14 protein-coding genes are annotated in these 18,500 nt (G+C 34.3%); 10 read left to right on the forward strand and 4 right to left on the reverse strand.

Going from position 1 to position 18,500, the window contains the following annotated elements; genetic code table 11:
- Positions 1-7: 7 nt before the first annotated feature.
- The 4 genes from IPM51_01985 to IPM51_02000 all read left to right on the forward strand — a co-directional run bounded on the left by IPM51_01985 (position 8) and on the right by IPM51_02000 (position 6,575).
- On the forward strand, positions 8-4,543 hold the full coding sequence (locus IPM51_01985; protein ID MBK9283070.1) for a hypothetical protein: 4,536 nt from the start codon (positions 8-10) through the stop codon (positions 4,541-4,543).
- 19 nt (positions 4,544-4,562) lie between these two features.
- A complete protein-coding gene (locus tag IPM51_01990; protein MBK9283071.1) occupies positions 4,563-5,627 on the forward strand; it encodes a PorV/PorQ family protein in 1,065 nt (354 codons plus the stop codon).
- 76 nt (positions 5,628-5,703) lie between these two features.
- Positions 5,704-6,180, forward strand: a complete 477-nt coding sequence (gene greA / locus IPM51_01995) for a transcription elongation factor GreA (GenBank protein ID MBK9283072.1) — start codon at positions 5,704-5,706, stop codon at positions 6,178-6,180.
- Between the two features lie 2 nt (positions 6,181-6,182).
- Positions 6,183-6,575, forward strand: coding sequence for an HIT family protein (locus IPM51_02000; GenBank protein MBK9283073.1), 393 nt, complete (start codon positions 6,183-6,185; stop codon positions 6,573-6,575).
- Positions 6,576-6,578: 3 nt separating this feature from the next.
- Here IPM51_02000 and IPM51_02005 read toward each other — a convergent pair whose 3' ends face one another.
- Complete coding sequence (locus IPM51_02005) at positions 6,579-8,120, reverse strand: glycine--tRNA ligase (protein ID MBK9283074.1); 1,542 nt, start codon at positions 8,118-8,120, stop codon at positions 6,579-6,581.
- A 32-nt stretch (positions 8,121-8,152) separates the two neighbouring features.
- Here IPM51_02005 and IPM51_02010 point away from each other — a divergent pair, with 32 nt between their 5' ends.
- Complete coding sequence (locus tag IPM51_02010) at positions 8,153-10,570, forward strand: hypothetical protein (protein MBK9283075.1); 2,418 nt, start codon at positions 8,153-8,155, stop codon at positions 10,568-10,570.
- Here the strand turns inward: IPM51_02010 and IPM51_02015 are convergent.
- Complete coding sequence (locus tag IPM51_02015) at positions 10,560-11,402, reverse strand: pantoate--beta-alanine ligase (protein ID MBK9283076.1); 843 nt, start codon at positions 11,400-11,402, stop codon at positions 10,560-10,562. The genes IPM51_02010 and IPM51_02015 overlap by 11 nt on opposite strands.
- Positions 11,403-11,488: 86 nt before the next feature.
- Between IPM51_02015 and IPM51_02020 the strand changes: the two genes are divergently transcribed.
- From IPM51_02020 to IPM51_02030, 3 genes are all read left to right on the forward strand, one after another.
- Positions 11,489-12,319 carry a glycogen/starch synthase gene (locus IPM51_02020; GenBank protein ID MBK9283077.1) on the forward strand — a complete coding sequence of 277 codons (831 nt, stop codon included), beginning with the start codon at positions 11,489-11,491 and terminating at the stop codon, positions 12,317-12,319.
- A 102-nt stretch (positions 12,320-12,421) separates the two neighbouring features.
- Entirely contained in the window at positions 12,422-13,789 is a 1,368-nt protein-coding gene (locus tag IPM51_02025; GenBank protein ID MBK9283078.1) for a DUF4270 family protein, read from the forward strand.
- Between the two features lie 22 nt (positions 13,790-13,811).
- Positions 13,812-15,173 (forward strand): polysaccharide deacetylase family protein, encoded by a 1,362-nt coding sequence (locus IPM51_02030; GenBank protein MBK9283079.1) that lies wholly within the window; start codon positions 13,812-13,814, stop codon positions 15,171-15,173.
- Here the strand turns inward: IPM51_02030 and IPM51_02035 are convergent.
- Both IPM51_02035 and IPM51_02040 read right to left on the reverse strand, forming a co-directional pair.
- Entirely contained in the window at positions 15,170-16,399 is a 1,230-nt protein-coding gene (locus IPM51_02035) for a hypothetical protein (GenBank protein ID MBK9283080.1), read from the reverse strand. The genes IPM51_02030 and IPM51_02035 overlap by 4 nt on opposite strands.
- Entirely contained in the window at positions 16,380-16,910 is a 531-nt protein-coding gene (locus tag IPM51_02040) for a sigma-70 family RNA polymerase sigma factor (GenBank protein MBK9283081.1), read from the reverse strand. Before IPM51_02040 ends, IPM51_02035 begins: the two co-directional genes overlap by 20 nt.
- A gap of 118 nt (positions 16,911-17,028) precedes the next feature.
- Here IPM51_02040 and IPM51_02045 point away from each other — a divergent pair, with 118 nt between their 5' ends.
- Positions 17,029-17,583, forward strand: coding sequence for a YfiR family protein (locus IPM51_02045; protein ID MBK9283082.1), 555 nt, complete (start codon positions 17,029-17,031; stop codon positions 17,581-17,583).
- 12 nt (positions 17,584-17,595) lie between these two features.
- On the forward strand, positions 17,596-18,498 hold the full coding sequence (locus IPM51_02050; protein MBK9283083.1) for a hypothetical protein: 903 nt from the start codon (positions 17,596-17,598) through the stop codon (positions 18,496-18,498).
- Positions 18,499-18,500: the final 2 nt, after the last annotated feature.

Here is an 18,500-nt window from a genome sequence, read left to right on the forward strand (position 1 = left end):
ATTTATTATGAGAAAATTAATAATACTAATCAGCGCACTTACACTCACTACTTTACAAGCTAAAGAAAAAGTGATTGGTGGGAAGCCGGGTAAAACGGTAACCGAAGAAAGTGTAGAATCCAACAACAATTTGGCAGGAAAAGTTATGTCGAGTTGTGCTTCTCCTAAATCAGGACAAGAATTAAAATACAATAACGTTAGAACCATTATTTATACCGGAGGTGATATGTGGTGGGATTTGGTTTCTAATGCCCGGTATATTATTCCAAAAACGGAAGACACTAAAAATGCGGTGAACTCAAGTTTTGCCGGTTCAATTTGGTTAGGAGGATTGGATGCCGGTGGTCAATTGAAAGTGGCTGCGATGACATATCGTCAAAAAGGAGTTGACTTTTGGCCCGGACCATTAGATACCACAAACGCATCTGCCGATCCTGCTGAATGTTCAAGATATGATCAGATATTTACGATTACAAGAGATGAGGTAGATAAGTTTATTGCCGGTAAATCAGCTGCAACTCCTAATATGTTAATCTGGCCCGGTAATGGTAATTTAGGTAAAAATCAAGGTAGAATATTGGCTCCTTTTACAGATGTAAATGGGGATGGTTTTTATGATCCTTCTTCCGGAGATTATCCCGCTTATGATGTTTATAACGAAGCGGCAAAAGATCAATACGGTTATTGTAAATCAAAACTTTATGGTGATTACACTTTATTTTGGGTATTCAATGATAAGGGAAATATTCATACCGAAACAGAAGGTGTAGCTATTGGCGTGGAAGTTCGTGCTCAAGCTTTTCAGTTTAAAACAAACGATGAAATTAATAACATGAGCTTTTACAGCTATGAAATTTTCAATCGTTCATCATTCCAAATCAATAAAACTTATTTTACTATTTGGAATGATGCTGACTTAGGTTATTATTTAGATGATTATGTGGGTTGTGATGTTGAGTTAGGATTGGGGTATATTTATAATGCAGATCCATTCGATGAAACTTATGGTGGTGTAAATGGTTATCAGGATTATCCGCCTTCTTTAGGTTGTGACTTCTTCCGCGGACCGTTAGCAGATGCCAATGATAAAATTGATAATGATCAAGATGGTTTTATTGATGAGCCGGGTGAATCTATTCAAATGAGCCGCTTCACTTATTATAACAATAATATTGGTGCATTCCCTCCTCAAACTACAAATCCGGATATCGCCATCCATTATTATAATTTCATGACCGGTTTTTGGAAAGATGGTTCTCCTTTTACCCAGGGTGGTAATGCATATGGCGGAACTTCACCTGCTCAATATGTTTACGATGGAGATCCTGTAAATAATACCGGTTGGACTGAAAAGAATTCAGGTAACTTGCCTGGTGATCGCCGTTTCTTACAATCGGCTGGTCCTTTTACTTTAAAACCCGGTTCTGTAAATTACATCACTTTTGGTATGCCATGGGCACAAAGCCCGAATAAAGGCGGTAATATTGAATCTATTCGTTTATTAAAAATTGCTGATCAAAAAGCTCAGGCTTTATTTGATAATTGTTTCAAGATTTTGGACGGGCCTGAAGCTCCGGATATGATTGTTCAAGAAATGAATAATGAATTAATAATTTATCTAAGCAATTTAAAAGGTGTTTCTAATAATTACAAATACTACAATAATGATTATGCGGAAGAGGATATAACTATTTTATCAGATCCTACATCTTCAATCACAGCGCTTCAAAATCCGGATAAGTTTTACAAGTTTGAAGGTTATATTGTTTATCAGGTTCGTGATGCTCTTGTTACTTCAACGGATTTAGGTGATGTAACAAAAGCTATTCCAATTTTCCAATGCGATTTAAAAAATGGAATTAGTAGAATAGTTAATTATATTCAAGATAATAATGTGGGAAGTGTGGCTCCTAAAATTATGGTTGAAGGAAATGATAATGGAATTACTTCAACTTTTAAAGTAACACAGGATGCTTTTGCTACAACAGAAAATAGAAATTTAATAAATAATAAAACCTATCATTTTATTGCGGTAGCTTATGCCTACAATAACTATTTAACTTACGCACCTGATGTATCACCATCTACTGACCCTAATGCAAATTATTTAGGACAGAAAAAACCATATTTGGAAGGTCGTAAATTAAAAAGAGCAGCTGGAATTCCGCATAATCCGGAATTAGAGAAAGAGGGTACAACTATGATGTCTGCTTATGGTTTCGGACCTAAGATTACTCGTGTAGAAGGACAAGGTAATGGTGGAAATTTATTAACACTTACTAAAGAAAGTGAAGATGCCATTGTAAATAGTTCAACTGGTTTCGTTGAACAAATTACTTACGAAAACGGTGAAGGGCCTATCAGCATTCGCGTTGTTGATCCATTAAATGTAAAAGCTGCAAATTACACCTTGCGTTTAATCAATAAAAATTTCAGATCAATTTATTCTCCAACTATTGATCCAACTTATTCTATTTCTCCTCAGGAACCAAGAATTTGGATTAACCCAATGCCGTCTGCTGTTGCTGATGCAACAAATGGATTAACAGGTAATGGCGCAAATTTAGCGGCATTAAATGTGGATAATACAAGTTGGGAACTTTATGATGTAACAAACAACAAAAGATATCATCCGAATGAACCAAGTTGGGTGCCTGGAACTTCAACCACATCTACGGCATATAAAGACACCTTGTATCAAACAATTAAAATCGGGAATGAGTTTTATTTCCCTGAGTTAGGATTTTCCATTAATATTAAACAAGTTGCTGATCCGGCAGAAGAATTAAATAGCTTTACAAGTCATGGATCATTACCTGAAACTTATGAAGGACCAAGCACCTCGTCATTTTTAGGTTCACGAATTTCTTATGTAAATGGTACAAGCGGATGGTTAAACTCCATTGCTGATCAAGATGGAACAACTCCTGAAAACTGGATTTTATCCGGTAATAGTAAAGGAAATGATGCAAGTTTCTATGGAGCTGATGCTTTTTATAACGTTGCTAATGAAAAACCGGCAGCATTCTATGATCCTAACAAACAGTTTGGAAATATTTTAGGTGGTACGTGGGCACCATACCCTCTTTGCGCTTCTTATTATACGATTAATCCAGGTGCGACTCCTAATATTCCTTCGCGAGTATTTGCAGGTCCCGGATTTGACGGACGTGTTTGGGGATTAGATCAGTATTTTAAAGACACCTACTTCTTATCTGGTACACCTAATACAAATCCGAATAGATTACACACCGATTTAAGAAAATTAAGTTCGGTGTTAATTGTGCTTACCAAAGATAAATCCAAATGGTCGCGTTGTCCGGTAATAGAAATGCAGGAAAAATCTCATTTGAGTCAAGGTAACGCTCCTTTTTTCTCTCCAAGAAATCATTGGTCGGTTGATAAGAACGGAAATTATGATTCTACTGCAACAGTTACAGACACTGATCCGAACTCTCCAAATTATATTTCAAGAAAAGGTATGGGCTGGTTCCCGGGTTATGCTATTAATTTAGAAACCGGTGAAAGATTAAATGTGGCTTTTGGTGAAGATAGCTATCAAAAAGAAAACAACGGACAAGATATGATGTGGAATCCAACTTCTTCAAGAAACTTCCCATATCCGTATGCTTTTGGTGGCAAGCACTTCGTTTATGTTTTTGCCGGTAATACCATCGCTTCTACATTCACCAATACCGGTATTTACAATTGGGAACCAAATTTGGAAGGTAAAGCATATGGGGTTGGCCGTTATGATGCTGCCAAAAAAATGATGACCATTTTGAATGCATTCTATGATAAATCCACAATAGGTTCAGGTAGTGATCCGGTATCAGGAAACTATATGTCTCCTCTAAGTGCTATCGAGCGAGATATTATGTGGGTTTCGATGCCAATGCCATCTTCAGGGGTTAGCTTTAAAGATCCTGCAAATATGCCTTCAGATGTAAGAATGCAAATTAACGTGAGTAAACCTTATCGTTACGGATTCTCTGGAGTTGCTACTTTCGCTAATCAAACCTACAATAACTTCAATAAATTAGGTTCGGTTGATACCCCTTCAAATTTAACTTCACACGTTAAAACCGGAGTTACACAAAATAACAACTTCCCGATTTATTCATTTAATACCAATGAATTGGCTACCTTGTTTAGTCAGGTGGATGTTGCTAAGAATTTGTTGGATAAGATTCGTATTGTTCCAAATCCTTATTATGGCTCTTCAAGCTACGAAACAAACAGAATTGATAATCGTGTTCGTATCACAAACTTGCCTTCGAAGTGTACGATTAAAATTTACACCATGAATGGAACATTGGTTAGAACATTAAAACGCGACGTCTCTGGTCAGGAAGATGATTTTATTGCAGGTGAAACCAAGCAAAATAAGTATATATCTTATTTGGATTGGGATCTTAAAAATCAGAATAACATTACCATTGCCAGCGGCTTATACATTTTCCATATAGACGCTCCTAATTTAGGCGAAAAAGTATTAAAATGGTTTGGTGTTATAAGACCTCTCGACGTTCAAAATTATTAATCTAACCGAAATGATGAAGATGAAAAATTTAAAATACATAGGACTTTCGGCAGTGCTTTTTGCTGCGGTTGACGTAAATGCAGGTAATCCTGAGCGTGCAGGTCAGGCAGGCGCAAGTCAATTATTAATTAATCCCTTTGCTCGCAACGCTGGAATGGCGGGATCAAATTCTGCCAAAGTTAGAGGGTTAGAAGCTCAGTTTTTAAACATTGCCGGTACTGCGTATACTCGCAAAACTGAGATTATGTTTAACAGAACGAGTTGGCTTTCCGGAACTGATATTTTTATTAATAGCTTTGGTATCACGCAAGGTGTTGGTGAAACCGGAACAATAGGTTTTGGTGTAATGGCTATTAATGCCGGTAAGATTGAAATTACTACGGAAGATCAACCGGAAGGTGGCTTAGGCACATATAACCCAACTTTTCAAAATATTAGTTTGTCCTATGCAAAAATGTTTTCTGATAATATTTTTGGTGGAATAAACATCAAATTACTGAATGAACAAATACCAAATGTATCGGCAAGGGGTGTGGCTATAGACGCAGGAATTCAATACCATACCGGAAAAAACGAACAAATTCATATTGGAATCGCTCTTAAAAATTGGGGACCAAAAATGACTTATCGTGGTGATGGTTTAAGTCGTCAAACCAGTGTACGTTATGGTAACAATTACGAATTAACTGTAAATAACCGTTCCGGAGCTTTTGAACTACCGGCTTTGGTAAATATCGGACTTTCTTATGATTTGTATTTAATGAAAGACAGTAGCGGTGTTTCAAAAAAACATAGAGTTTCATTAAATAGTACGTATACTTCTAATTCTTTTACTTACGATAACTACCTTTTCGGATTGGAATATTCATGGAAAGATATTTTAATGTTTAGAGGCGGTATGTATATTGAAAAAGATATTTTCGATGCTGAAAACAGAAGAACCGCTTTAACGGGTCCGGCCGGTGGAATTACTTTTGAAATTCCGTTTAATGAGAAGAAATCTACTTTTGGATTGGATTATTCATATAGAGCTACTAACCCTTTTAGTGGAATTCATACTTTTGGATTCAGATTGAATTTATAAGTATTCGATAAATTTTTTTAATTTTGTTTAGAGTCTCGATTTATGTCGAGATTCTTTGCATTTAATACCTAAGCAAATGGCACAACAAATTGGATATTACACCGAAGAAGGTTTGGCTAAATTGAAAGCCGAATTACATGAATTGGAAACTGTAGAAAGAAAGAAATGCACTGCAGCTGTTGCCGAAGCTAGAGATAAAGGCGACTTAAGTGAAAATGCTGAGTACGATGCGGCTCGGGAAGCGCAAGGTTTATTGGAAGTTCGTATTGGCAAATTAAAAGATGTAATTGCGAATGCTAGATTAGTTGACGAATCGCAACTTGATTTAAGTAAAGTAAGTATATTAACTACAGTGAAAATTAAAAATGCTGCTAATGGGGCAACTATGAAATATACTTTGGTGGCTGAAAGTGAAGCGGATTTGAAAGCAGGGAAAATTTCGATCGATTCACCCATTGGACAAGGAATATTAGGGAAAAAAGTTGGCGATAAGGCCCAGGTAAAAGTACCGGCCGGTACCATTACTTTTGAAATATTAGAGATTACATTATAAATATGCCTAGCATTTTTTCAAAAATTGTAAGTGGTGAAATACCTGCTTACAAAATAGCAGAAAATGATAATTTCTTGGCCTTTTTAGATGCATTTCCTTTAAAGCAAGGACATGTATTGGTAATTCCGAAAACCGAAATTGATTTATTATTTGATCTGGATAAACAAACGTATACCGGATTGTTTGATTTCACAAATACAATTGCACAGGCTATTAAAAAAAGTATTCCCTGCAATCGGGTTTCCTTACATGTTGTCGGTTTGGAAGTGCCACATGCACACATTCATCTAATTCCAATCAATACTACAAATGATTGTAATTTTAGCAATCCAAAATTAAAATTTACAAAAGAAGAGTTTGAACAAACAGCGTTGCTTATCAAGTCAAATCTTTGAGCCTTATAGTTTCTTCAATAGACTCTTTAAACTAACTTTTTCTGACATGAAACTTGAAAGTGCTTCTATATTTATTCTTTCCTGCTTCATGGTATTTCTGTCGCGAACGGTTATCGTATTATCTTCTAAACTTTGATGATCTACTGTTATACAGAATGGAGTTCCAATAGCATCTTGTCTTCTGTATCGTTTTCCAACAGTGTCTTTTTCATCAATGATAACTTGATAATCGAATTTTAATAAGTCGGCAATTTTATTAGCTAATTCAGGCAAACCATCTTTTTTAACCAATGGAAAAATAGCAGCTTTAATTGGAGCCAGCGCAGGAGGTAAGTTTAATACCGTTCTTGTTTCGCCATTTTCTAATTTTTCATCCTGATAAGCAGATGATAAGGTTGCTAGAAATAATCGATCTAATCCTACAGAGGTTTCGACCACATAAGGTACATAACTTTTATTTTCTTCGGGGTCAAAATATTGCAGTTTTTTGCCGCTGAATTCTTCATGCTGTTTTAAATCAAAATCTGTTCTTGAATGTATACCCTCCAATTCTTTGAATCCAAAAGGAAACTGAAATTCAATATCGCATGCTGCATTGGCATAATGCGCTAATTTTAAATGATCATGAAATTTGTAATTCTCATTTCCTAGTTCTAAGCTTTGATGCCATTTTAAACGGGCTTCTTTCCAATATTCATACCATTTCATTTCGGTACCCGGCTTCACAAAAAACTGCATTTCCATTTGCTCAAATTCACGCATCCTAAAAATAAACTGACGAGCAACAATTTCATTTCGGAAAGCTTTACCGGTTTGTGCAATTCCAAAAGGAATTTTCATTCTGCCCGATTTTTGTACGTTTAAATAGTTTACAAAAATACCCTGCGCCGTTTCCGGTCTTAAATAAATAGTACTTCCTTCTTCAGCAACCGACCCCATGGAAGTTGAAAACATTAAATTAAATTGTCTCACATCTGTCCAGTTTCGGCTTCCGCTAATGGGATCTGCAATTTCACAATCAATAATAATCTGTTTTACTTCCGCCAAATTGTTTTGATTCATTGCTTCTTTGAATCTTGCATTTACTGCGTCAATTTTATTTTGGTATTCAAGCACTCTGGCATTTGTGCTTTTGAACATAACCGCGTCAAAGTTCTCAAATCGTTTTGCGGCCTTTTCTATTTCCTTATTAATTTTATCTTCTATTTTGGCCACGTATTCTTCAATCAACACGTCGGCTCTGTATCTCTTTTTACTATCCTTATTATCAATTAAGGGATCATTAAATGCATCCACATGTCCGCTAGCTTTCCAAGTTGTAGGATGCATAAATATAGCAGCATCTATGCCTACAATATTTTCGTGCATTTGCACCATAGCCTTCCACCAATATTCGCGTAAATTTTTCTTTAGTTCAGCGCCATACTGTCCGTAATCATACACTGCACTTAACCCATCGTAAATTTCACTACTTGGAAAAATAAATCCGTATTCCTTACAATGAGAAATAATGTTCTTGAAAAAATCTTCTGGTTTGGTCGACATAAAAAAATATAGTGGCAAAAATAACTAATTAATTGATAAATTTAAACGTGGGAAGTATAAGGTTAATAATCTTTTTCAGTTTTTATTGGAACATAGTGTGGGCGCAGAAAAATTGGGAGTATGTGGGTCCAAATGAAATGAAATCGCAGGTGAAAGGAATGATTACTGCTGTTTGGTGCAATTCCGTAACTCCGAATATAGTTTTTGCCGGAAGCGCTACCGGAGGATTGTTTAAAAGCGAAAATGCATTGGATTCGGTGCCTGTTTGGAAAAACATCAGCGATACATACTTAGATCAAGTGTTTGGAGTAAGTGATATTGTAATTAAAAGTAATTCGCATGAACAAGAAATTTTTATTTCAACTTGTAGTAAAAGCGCAATCTCAAAAGCTTATGGACATGGTATATTATATACGAATAACGGAGGAATCAGCTGGAAAAAAGTTGGACCGGGAAAAGAAAAGGATAATACCTTCGCTTTAAATGGCCTTGTGGTAAATAGTGAAAACGAAAATGAAATGTTGGCGTATGATAGCCATCTGATTTATTTAACCAGCGATAATTGGAATACCTATAAAACTATAGATGTTGGATTGGCGAAAAATGACAAAGATGTTAGTTTATGTGATATAGAATTTGCTCCATATGAAAAAGGAAAGTTTTATGCATGTACGCGTACAAATAATAAATACGAATCAAAATTATTTTCGATTGAAAATTATGGCGTTCTTATAAATGATATCACTCCGGCTAATATAAAGTCTGAACGATTAGAAGTAGCCACCATTAAAAATCCCGCTTACAAGGGAAAATTTTATATGGCTTTGGGCTGGATACATGTTTATGTGCAATATTATAACGGAAATAAGTATAGCGGCAATTTGAATAAACAAGCCATTAATCAAGTATATGCCGGTGCGTATTGGAATTTTGAATTGAGTGTCAATCAGGTTGACACCAACATACTTTATTTAAGTATGACTGAAACATCAAGAAGTTTAGATGGTGGAAAAACTTTTCATCACATCAGTAATTATAATGGAGTGAATACACATGCTGATAATAGAGCGCAAATTTTGTTGCAAAGTTCAGAAGGCGGAAAAAACGATAAATTATTGTTAGGTAATGATGGTGGTGTGAGTTTAAATACAACAGGCTTACCATTTAAATGGAAAAATTTAAACGGAAAGGGTTTGGATGTAAATCAGTTTTGGGGAATATCGGTTTTACAAAGTGATTCTTTAGTGATTGCAGGAGGCACGGCTGATAATGGTGGTTTTATTTTTTGGAAAAACGAAGAAATAAATTCAATGGGAGCATGTGGTGACGGCTATTTGGCACAGGTTACCGGACAAAATGAAATGATTATCCAATGCAATACGCCTTCTATTTTTTATCATAATTTAAAAAATAAATCTTCTGTTTATTTAAATGTTTATGATAATCGTTACGACGGTAAACGCCCTATGTGCTTGCACGATTCATTTGTTTATGTAGGTTACTCTAATTGTTGGAGAATAGGTTTACATGAATTAAGAGCGGGTAAAACTAATTTTACAAAGTTTAGTAATATACCCGATGTGTTGAATAAAACCGGTGGCATTAAAAATGGTGCTATAAAGGCCATGGCTATAGGGCCAACTAATGAAGGATTGATTGCTTTCAAAGATCCAAATTGGGGTGATATTGAAAACACGGGTAAATTTTATCATTGCAGAGATTTAAATAATAATGTTTGGATTGATATTAGTAACGAAGCCGTTTGCAATGGTTTTGCAATTTGCCAGTGGAGCGAAATTAATACCTTGATTTTTGATGGTAAGGAGAAAGGAAAATTTTATTTTGTGAGCAGAGATGTGAATAACCAAAGTAACTCTCGTCTTTTTGAAATGAAGTATTTTAATGATTCTTTAAAATATAAAATCAGAGAAATTGGTTTTGGATTACCAAACGTGGGCATAAATGATTTGTGTATTGATCAGTTTAGTAGAGTACTTTATTTGGCTAGTGATAAGGGAATTTTTTATGGAGATTTAAATGCCGACTCATTAGTTTGGAAAATCTTTGCTAACTCAAATACGCTTCCATTAACTCTAATTTTTGATTTGGATATTAATTACGTAAACAATACGCTGTATGCTGGCACATTTGGAAGAGGTATTTGGAAAACAACATTAGTGTATTCCAATTCGGAAAGAAAAACTATTAAAAAGAATTCTGTTTTCAAAACTCCGTTTAAAGTGGATGGAGAGCTAGTCTTAAAAAGAAAAAGAGAGTTGCGGGTTAATTCAAAATTAATTTTAACGCCAAACTCAAAAATCAAACTCAATCGAAAATCAAAATTAATAATTGAGGATAAGAATTTAATAAGAAATGAGCGCAATGAAATAACAGATATTCATTTGTTTATGGATGCTAAATCTAAAACACATCCTATATTCATAAAATAACATTATCAATTAATCTTATTTTTCCGATTGTACAGGCTATCAATGCAGCGTATTTTTGATTGATATTAAATTCGTTCACTTCCTGAAGATTTTCCAGTTCGCAAATGGAAAAGTAATCCAAGCTCAGGTTTGGATTATTTGTTATAGCATTTAGTATAATGTTTTTAATTTCAACGGCTGATTTTTTTTCATGGAATAATTCTTGAGCCCAGAAAAGATATTTTGAAATTTGAACGGCCTGCTCTCGTTGTTCTTCTGTTAACAACATGTTTCGTGAACTCATGGCTAATCCGTTTTTTTCGCGATAAGTCGGGCAGGCAACAATTTCGATATTCAGTGCAAGTACTCGTACTAGTTTTTTAATAATACAAACCTGTTGTAAATCTTTTAATCCGAAAAAAGCTGCATGGGGTTGAACAATGGCAAATAATTTACTAACCACTTGCGCTACCCCGTTAAAATGTCCTGGTCGGTGCTTGCCATCTAAAACTTTATCCAACAAACCAAAATCAAATTGTCTTTCGTCTTTTACCGGATAAATTTCGTTGGCATCAGGTAAAAAGAGCGCATCACACTTTGTGGTTTGAAGTAATTCAATGTCACTTTCAGGTGTTCGAGGGTATCGCTCCAAATCTTTTGGATCGTTGAATTGCGTAGGATTCACAAAAATGCTGCAAACCACAATTTCACACTGTTGACAGGCAGATTCTATTAAATACAAATGACCTTTGTGTAAGGCGCCCATGGTGGGCACAAAACCTACTTTCTTACCCGAATTAGCATTATGGTCTAAAAAGTTGCGTAAATCGCTTATTTTGGTGAATATTAACACGTATTATAGCCTACTAATGTACATTTAACTTTGAAATTCGGCTTTTTTTTTCTTACTTTTGTATACTCCTAAAAAAAGTTAGATTTATGAAGAAAGCAAGGGTTCTCTTTGTCTCACAAGACATCACTCCGTACTTAGACGAAACTTACATCGGTAAAATTTCTAGAAAGCTTCCGCAAGGAATTCAGGAAAGAGGAAAGGAAATCCGGACTTTTATGCCCAAATACGGATCCATTAACGAAAGAAGACATCAATTACATGAAGTTATTCGCTTGTCTGGTATGAACTTGGTAATCAATGATGTAGATCATCCACTCATAATAAAGGTGGCCAGTATACCAAGTGCGCGTATGCAAGTTTATTTCATTGATAATGAAGAGTTTTTTAGCCGAAAAGCTACTTTAGCCGATAAAACATCGGGTAAACAATTTGATGATAATGACGAACGTTCTATGTTTTTTGTTCGAGGTGTTGCTGAAACAGTTAAAAAATTAGGTTGGCAACCCGATATTATTCATTGCCATGGTTGGTTTACTTCTTTAATGCCTCTTTATATTAAAAAGTATTATCAGGAAGATCCATTATTTGCAGATACTAAAATTGTGGTGTCGTTATATGATGATGAATTCCCAAAAACATTAAACAAAAAGTTTATAGAGAAGTTGTCATTTGACGGCTTCAATAAAAAGGATGTAAAGCACCTTTCTGAAGAGTCAAGCCATTTCAATTTGATTAAGCAATCTATTGAGTTAGCCGACGGTATTATTCAAGGGGTTGAGAAGTTGAATCCGGATATTGAAAAGTTAGTAAAAAAATCAGGTAAACCATTTTTGCCATTTAAAAATGAAATTGAATACATGGATGCATTTAATGAGTTTTACGATGTGATTTTGGAAGAAGAAAATGTTTTAACTTAAGAATAGCTTATAACGTAATTTATGCCTCGGTAAAACCGGGGCATTTTTTTTAATTTTTTTTGTGTAATAGTAGATTTTAATTTGATTACTTTAGACCTTTATTTGAAGAATTTACAATACATATTTTATTTTGTTTTTTTTACCTTTTTATTTACCGCATGTAAAAAAGACCATAGCATTTTAGGTGTTGAGGTGCAGCCTTCTCAAGATGCATTGAACGTTGTATTCAGCGATACCTCAAAATTATTTTGCCATACAGTTGGCTATGATTCTATCATCAGTTTTAATGATCGGTATAAATATTTGGGTAGTAATCAGGATCCGCATTTTGGAAGAACAGACGTTAGCCTTATATTAAATGCAAATATTTTAAATAATCAAAACAATATTAGTTTTGGCATCGATCCTCAATTGGTTTCGGCCGAAATAATTTTAGCAGTTGCCTCCTTGGACTTTTTAGGAACCTATACAAACGCACTTACATACTCGGTTCATCCCTTAACAGAAAATCTCAAGACTACAGATGTGCATTATAACAATAGTCAAGTAAAATACAATGCAAATTCAGTTTTAGCTAGTCACACAGGAACGCTTGAAATTTTTGAAGGAAAATTGGTAGCAAGGATTCCGATTGATTTCAATTATGCCAACTCCATTTTATTAAACCCACAGTTTTTGACCAATAACGCTACTTTTCAGTCGTACTATAAAGGATTTTATATTACCACTTCAGGAAGTAATTTAAATCCGGTAAATCAACAGGGTTTTATTGCCAAATTTGATTTAGAAGATGCTTTAAGTGGATTTTATTTACATTATCAAAACGGAACTCCTTCGGCGGTTAAGAAAAACAACAGTTATCGATTTGTGTTTTCGGGAATTGATGCTGTGCGATATAATATTTCAAAATATGATAAGGGCAGCATTGCTTCAAATATCTTATACGATCAATTGGTAAGTAAAGATACATTAAAGGGATCACAAGGACTTTTTTTGAAAGGCATGGGAGGAACTCGATTGAAAGTGTACATTCCGGCACTACAAAATTACGCGAAAGAAAGTTCTATTTCAGTGAATAGAGCTGAGCTTGTGTTTCATTTGGATCCTTCATTCCAATCTTCCGGAGGCAGTTATTTTTATCCGCCAAAATTTTCATTATTACCTATTGATGAAAACAATTATGAACTGTTTGCCTTAGATCAGGCGTCGGAAACGGATTTAGCCCGGTACAACGGAAATTATGATTTTACTAGTAATAAAATCGTGTTTAATTTATCCAAACAATTTCAGGCTATCATGCGTGGCACAAAAAAGAATTACGGTTTTTATTTGGTTATTGCCGATCCAAGTCCGATTTATACGGCAAGAAGAGACAATTACATTGAAAGAATTATTTTGGCAGGTACCGGTCATGCCACGCTAGGCCCTAAACTGAATTTGAGTTATGTGAAGTTGTCACAAGGCAATTAGCAAATTCTTTTCACTTATTTAAATGGTGAATACAAATTTTAAACCAATAGAACAATTCTATCATAGGGTTAATGCGGAAAAATCCGGCAAACAAAAGATTTTTATAATTACCAATAAAAAAACTAATCGCCTGGTTTATGTTTGTGATTTTATTTTTAGCCAAACACTAAAGTGTGCCTATCAAATTGAAAAATCTTTACCCGCATCCATTGATATAAATTCACCCGTTATCCAGTATAAAAACGAAACAGATGAAAATGGAATTTCTATTTTTCCGGATGGATTGTTAGAGGAAAACTCAGTAAGGTCCGATAAACCCCAGGCTCAGTTCAAAGCTGATAATTTTTATTTATTTACAAATAATTCAGAAATTGGATTTGATATTTTTTCGGCTGTTTTTTATATGATTTCCCGTTATGAAGAGTGGCAAAAATTTACACCGGATAAACACGGACGTTTTGAAATAAATGAAAGTATTTTATTTCAATATAAATTTCATCACAAACCCGTGGTGGATATATGGATGCAAATACTGAGAGATGAAATTGAAAAAAAATATCCCGCATTCGTTTTTCCGCAACGAAAATTTCAGACCATCGCTACTATTGATGTGGATAATTTATATGCTTATAAACACAAAGGTTTTTTAAGAACAATCGGAGCCGGAGTTAAAGACATGTTGAAATTAAATTTTGTAAATATCATGAGGAGAAATGCGGTAATTAACGATATTGATCCGGATCCATTTGATATTTACGATAGCTTTTCTTCCTTCTGTAAAAGCAATAATATCCCCTTAATTTATTTCTTTCTGTTTAGTAACAATGGCAAGTATGACAGAACCGTAAATCCCAAATCTAAAATTTTTGATACGGTGTTTAAACGTGTTTTAGCTCACGGTGCAAATATTGGTTTGCATCCGGGATATTATAGTAAAGATTCTGAAGAAGTATTTTCTGCAGAGAAAAAATCATTTGATCATCGATTAGGAAATAGTGTGGAATTCACAAGGCAACATTATTTAAAATTTGACATTAGAGAAACTCCTAAATTATTATTGGAAAATGGAATTAAAATTGATTTTTCAATGGGATTTGCCAGCGCTTCAGGCTTTAGAGCAGGTTGCACTCAACCTTTTTATTATTATGATTTTGATAAAGAATGTCAAACCGAATTAATTTTATTTCCATTTTGCGCAATGGATGGAGTTTATTTTGTTTATGGAAAAAAGAGTGCCAATCAGGCAAAAGAAGAATTATTGAAATTAAAAGACGAAGTGAAAAAAGTTTCAGGCTATTTTACTACTGTTTTTCATGAAAGAACTTTTGCTAATCATTTATATCCGGGTTATGGCGAAATGTATAAACAGGTATTGATTGGTTAAGGTCGGTACTCTAATTTGTACTCTTGTAGTTCAGTTTGTTTTTTCCCGATTTTAAAATTTTCAAGCTTTTCAAGAATTTTTTCTATTTTATTTTTTTCGGATTTCGATAAATCATACTTGTTGTAAATTTCAGCCTTTTCCACTTTCCCTTTTTTATTAATTAATAAAACTGCATCAAATTTTTGATTCACATTTTCTTCACTCAACTTTTTATTTAAAAACTCATGTAAGGCGGGTTTTCCGCTTTTAAAAGTAACCTCATTGTTTAAGTTTGATTCATCTCTGTTTTCCGTAACCGTTTTAGGTTCTTGTGGAGCAGAAACAGCAGGTGCAGGGCTTTCACTGGCTGCTTGTTCAAGGTTTTTGATTTTTGGAGCTTTTAATCCGCTTTTTTTCTTTCGGTCTGATTTTTCACCCTCCTCATTGCTCACGCCCTCTCTTTTATCTTTTGCGCCGCCTAAATTTAACTCAGCATCTTTTGCCGGAGCACCGGTGGATACTTTCTCTTCCTTGGTTTTAGTTGTATTGTTTACTATTGATCGGGCTAATTGATCTTGATCTTTTTCTGAAGACGACTCTCTTTCAGAGTCTGTTGCAGCTTGCTTATCAAGTAAATTTCCACTGGGCTTAGCTTCATCTTTCGATCCTAAATAACCCGAATTAGATTTTCCGCCCGAATTTCCATCACCTCGATTTTCTTTTTTTGCTACGGCATCAATAATATCATCCTCGCTTTCGCTAGCTGTTTCTGAAAAGTTGTCTGATTTGCCTTTGTTTACCTGTTCTGCTGCAACTGTCTTTTTAATTTGTTTATTATCGGAAACTGGTTTATTGTTTTTTGAAGATTCTTCATTTAAGGATAGTGATTCAGTTGCCGGTTCATTTTTTTCACCGGGTACCATAATAGGAGACTCCTCCATTTGCAATAAAGCCAAGTCTTTTTTAGATTCATTGGAAGTCGAATTCAATAAAAATATTACACTTAATCCTAAGATTAGCATAAGCGAAGCTGCAGCCCAAATTATACTCCAGGTAAATTTGTTCTTTTTTGCAAAAACAGTTTTCTGCATCTCTTCATCCAATTCATTTTTTAACTGAAAAAGCTCTGTTTCATTTTCAATTAAATCAAAACCTTCCAGTGCTTCTTTATCAAATTGATCCAGTTGTGTACTGTTTTTGTTGGAAAGGAGTTTTTTTAACTCGTTATTATTCAAATTTTTCTCCATTCAGTATTTCTTCCATTTTTATTTTTAAATTTCGTTTTCCATTTTGTATAAAGCTTTTAACTTCATTATTGGTATATCCGGTTAAATCGCTGATTTCCACATAGGATTTGCTTTTTAGGTAGAACAATTCTATACATTTTTTTTGTTCAGGATTTAATTTGTTAATTGCTTGTTCCATTACAGTGATCTGATGCTCTTTTTCTTTGAGATGTTCATCTGAGCTAAAATCCATAATTAAATGTGCATTATCCTGTAATTCAAGATCTTTCTTTAAACTTCTTTGCCTGTTTCGAAGTTCCATCAAGCAACGGTTTTTGGAATACACATAAAGCCAACTTTTGAAAAACTGGATTTTGTGTTTTTTTAAATCTTCCAATAAACCCGTAAAAATCTGAATCACCATATCTTTGGCATCATCCTTATTTTTAAGGTATTTAATACACAAACCCAGTACTAAATGGCCATACTTTTCATATAAAACGCCTACAGCTTCATTATCACCATTTTCCAAAAAATTGTTAATGAGTTCATTATCGGTATAATCCTTGTATTTAAAGTTTGATGGCAGATGCTAAATTTTAGCCCTAATTTACGAATAAACAGTTATTTGCCATTAAAATGCAAATGTTATATTTGTAATTCCGTATAAAAAACTGAAAACCGCACATAAATATTTACTTGTTCTACTTTGCTTAATTTCGTTCAGATTTCAGCAACCTTCCAATTATGATACTAATGCCAAAATAAAGGCAGTTTTCATTTATAATTTCACGAAATATTTTGAATGGCCGGACAAGAAAAAAGTGGCTGATTTTGTGGTTTATGTGGTGGGAAAAAACGACAATTTAATTACAGAATTAAAATCGCTGGCGGCTAAGAAAAAAGTAGGAAATCAGGATATGGAAATAAAAAATTCATCAACCTACGATCCAAAAATTAGTTGCAGTATAATTTATTTATTGCCTGAAGAACTTAAGTCGGCGAGTACCGCTTTGGCCAAAAATAAAGGTAATGGAACCTTACTTGTTGCGGAAGGTACAAATGCTTGTAAGGCCGGGGCCAGTATTAATTTTATGATTATAGAAAACAAGGTGAAATTTGAATACAGTAAAAACAACGCCGTTAAGGCAGGATTAAAAACGAATGATGATTTTAAAGCATTAGCTACTAAAAATATTGATTAATAAAATGAAAAGATGAACAAGTTGCGCTACATAACTAAAAACCTGCTTCTCGGCGTGCTCATGCTGTGGGGAATAAAAGGTTTTGCGCAGATGAACAAGTTGCAGCAAGCGATAGATTACTATCAGGCGAAAAACTTCGACGCTGCAAGATTGCTTATTGATAGCGTAGTAAAACACCCTGAAACAGCCAAAGAGCCATTGAGCTGGAGTACCAGAGCCTTTTCATATTATGAACTGTATAAGCGTAAAGAGCGTTACGCGTTACGTTCCCCTTTAAGAGATACCATTGTTAGTAGCATTAAAAAGTCAAATTCACTTTCACCTGAATCAGATGTTTTATCCAATAACAAAAAGTTAATCTATAATTTGGTTGCTAACTATTACAACATGTGTACGCAACTGTTGCAGGATTCATTAAAGCACAGTAGAAGTTTAGAGGCTTATAATAAATCAAAAGAGTTAGCTGTAATGCTCAAGCCGGATACTAACTTTACAAAATCGGATGTTGAGTATTACAATACAACAGGAGCAATTTATTCAGATATCTTTAATAAAGATAATTCAAATATGGAGGCGCAAGATATAGCTAAATCTGCCTTATTAAAAGTTTTAGAACTTGATCAGAACAATGTAAAAGCAAATTACAATTTAAGTATCATGTACTATAATCAGGGCGCTAATCTTGTAAAATCGATGGATTATGGCGCTGATATTTCGCAATTGGACATTATTCAGGAAAATATCACTAAACTGGCTAAACAATCTCAACAATTAATGGATAGGGTTCACAAAAAAGAACCCAAAAATGAAAAAGCAGTTGAAGCTTTATATTTCATCTATCGCATGTTGAATGATGCTCCTAAAACCGAAGAGTTTAAGAAAAAATGTAATGATCTAAACATTAAACTCGATTAACT

The sequence above is a fragment of the Sphingobacteriaceae bacterium genome (assembly GCA_016715905.1).
Taxonomy (GTDB): domain Bacteria; phylum Bacteroidota; class Bacteroidia; order B-17B0; family Aurantibacillaceae; genus Aurantibacillus.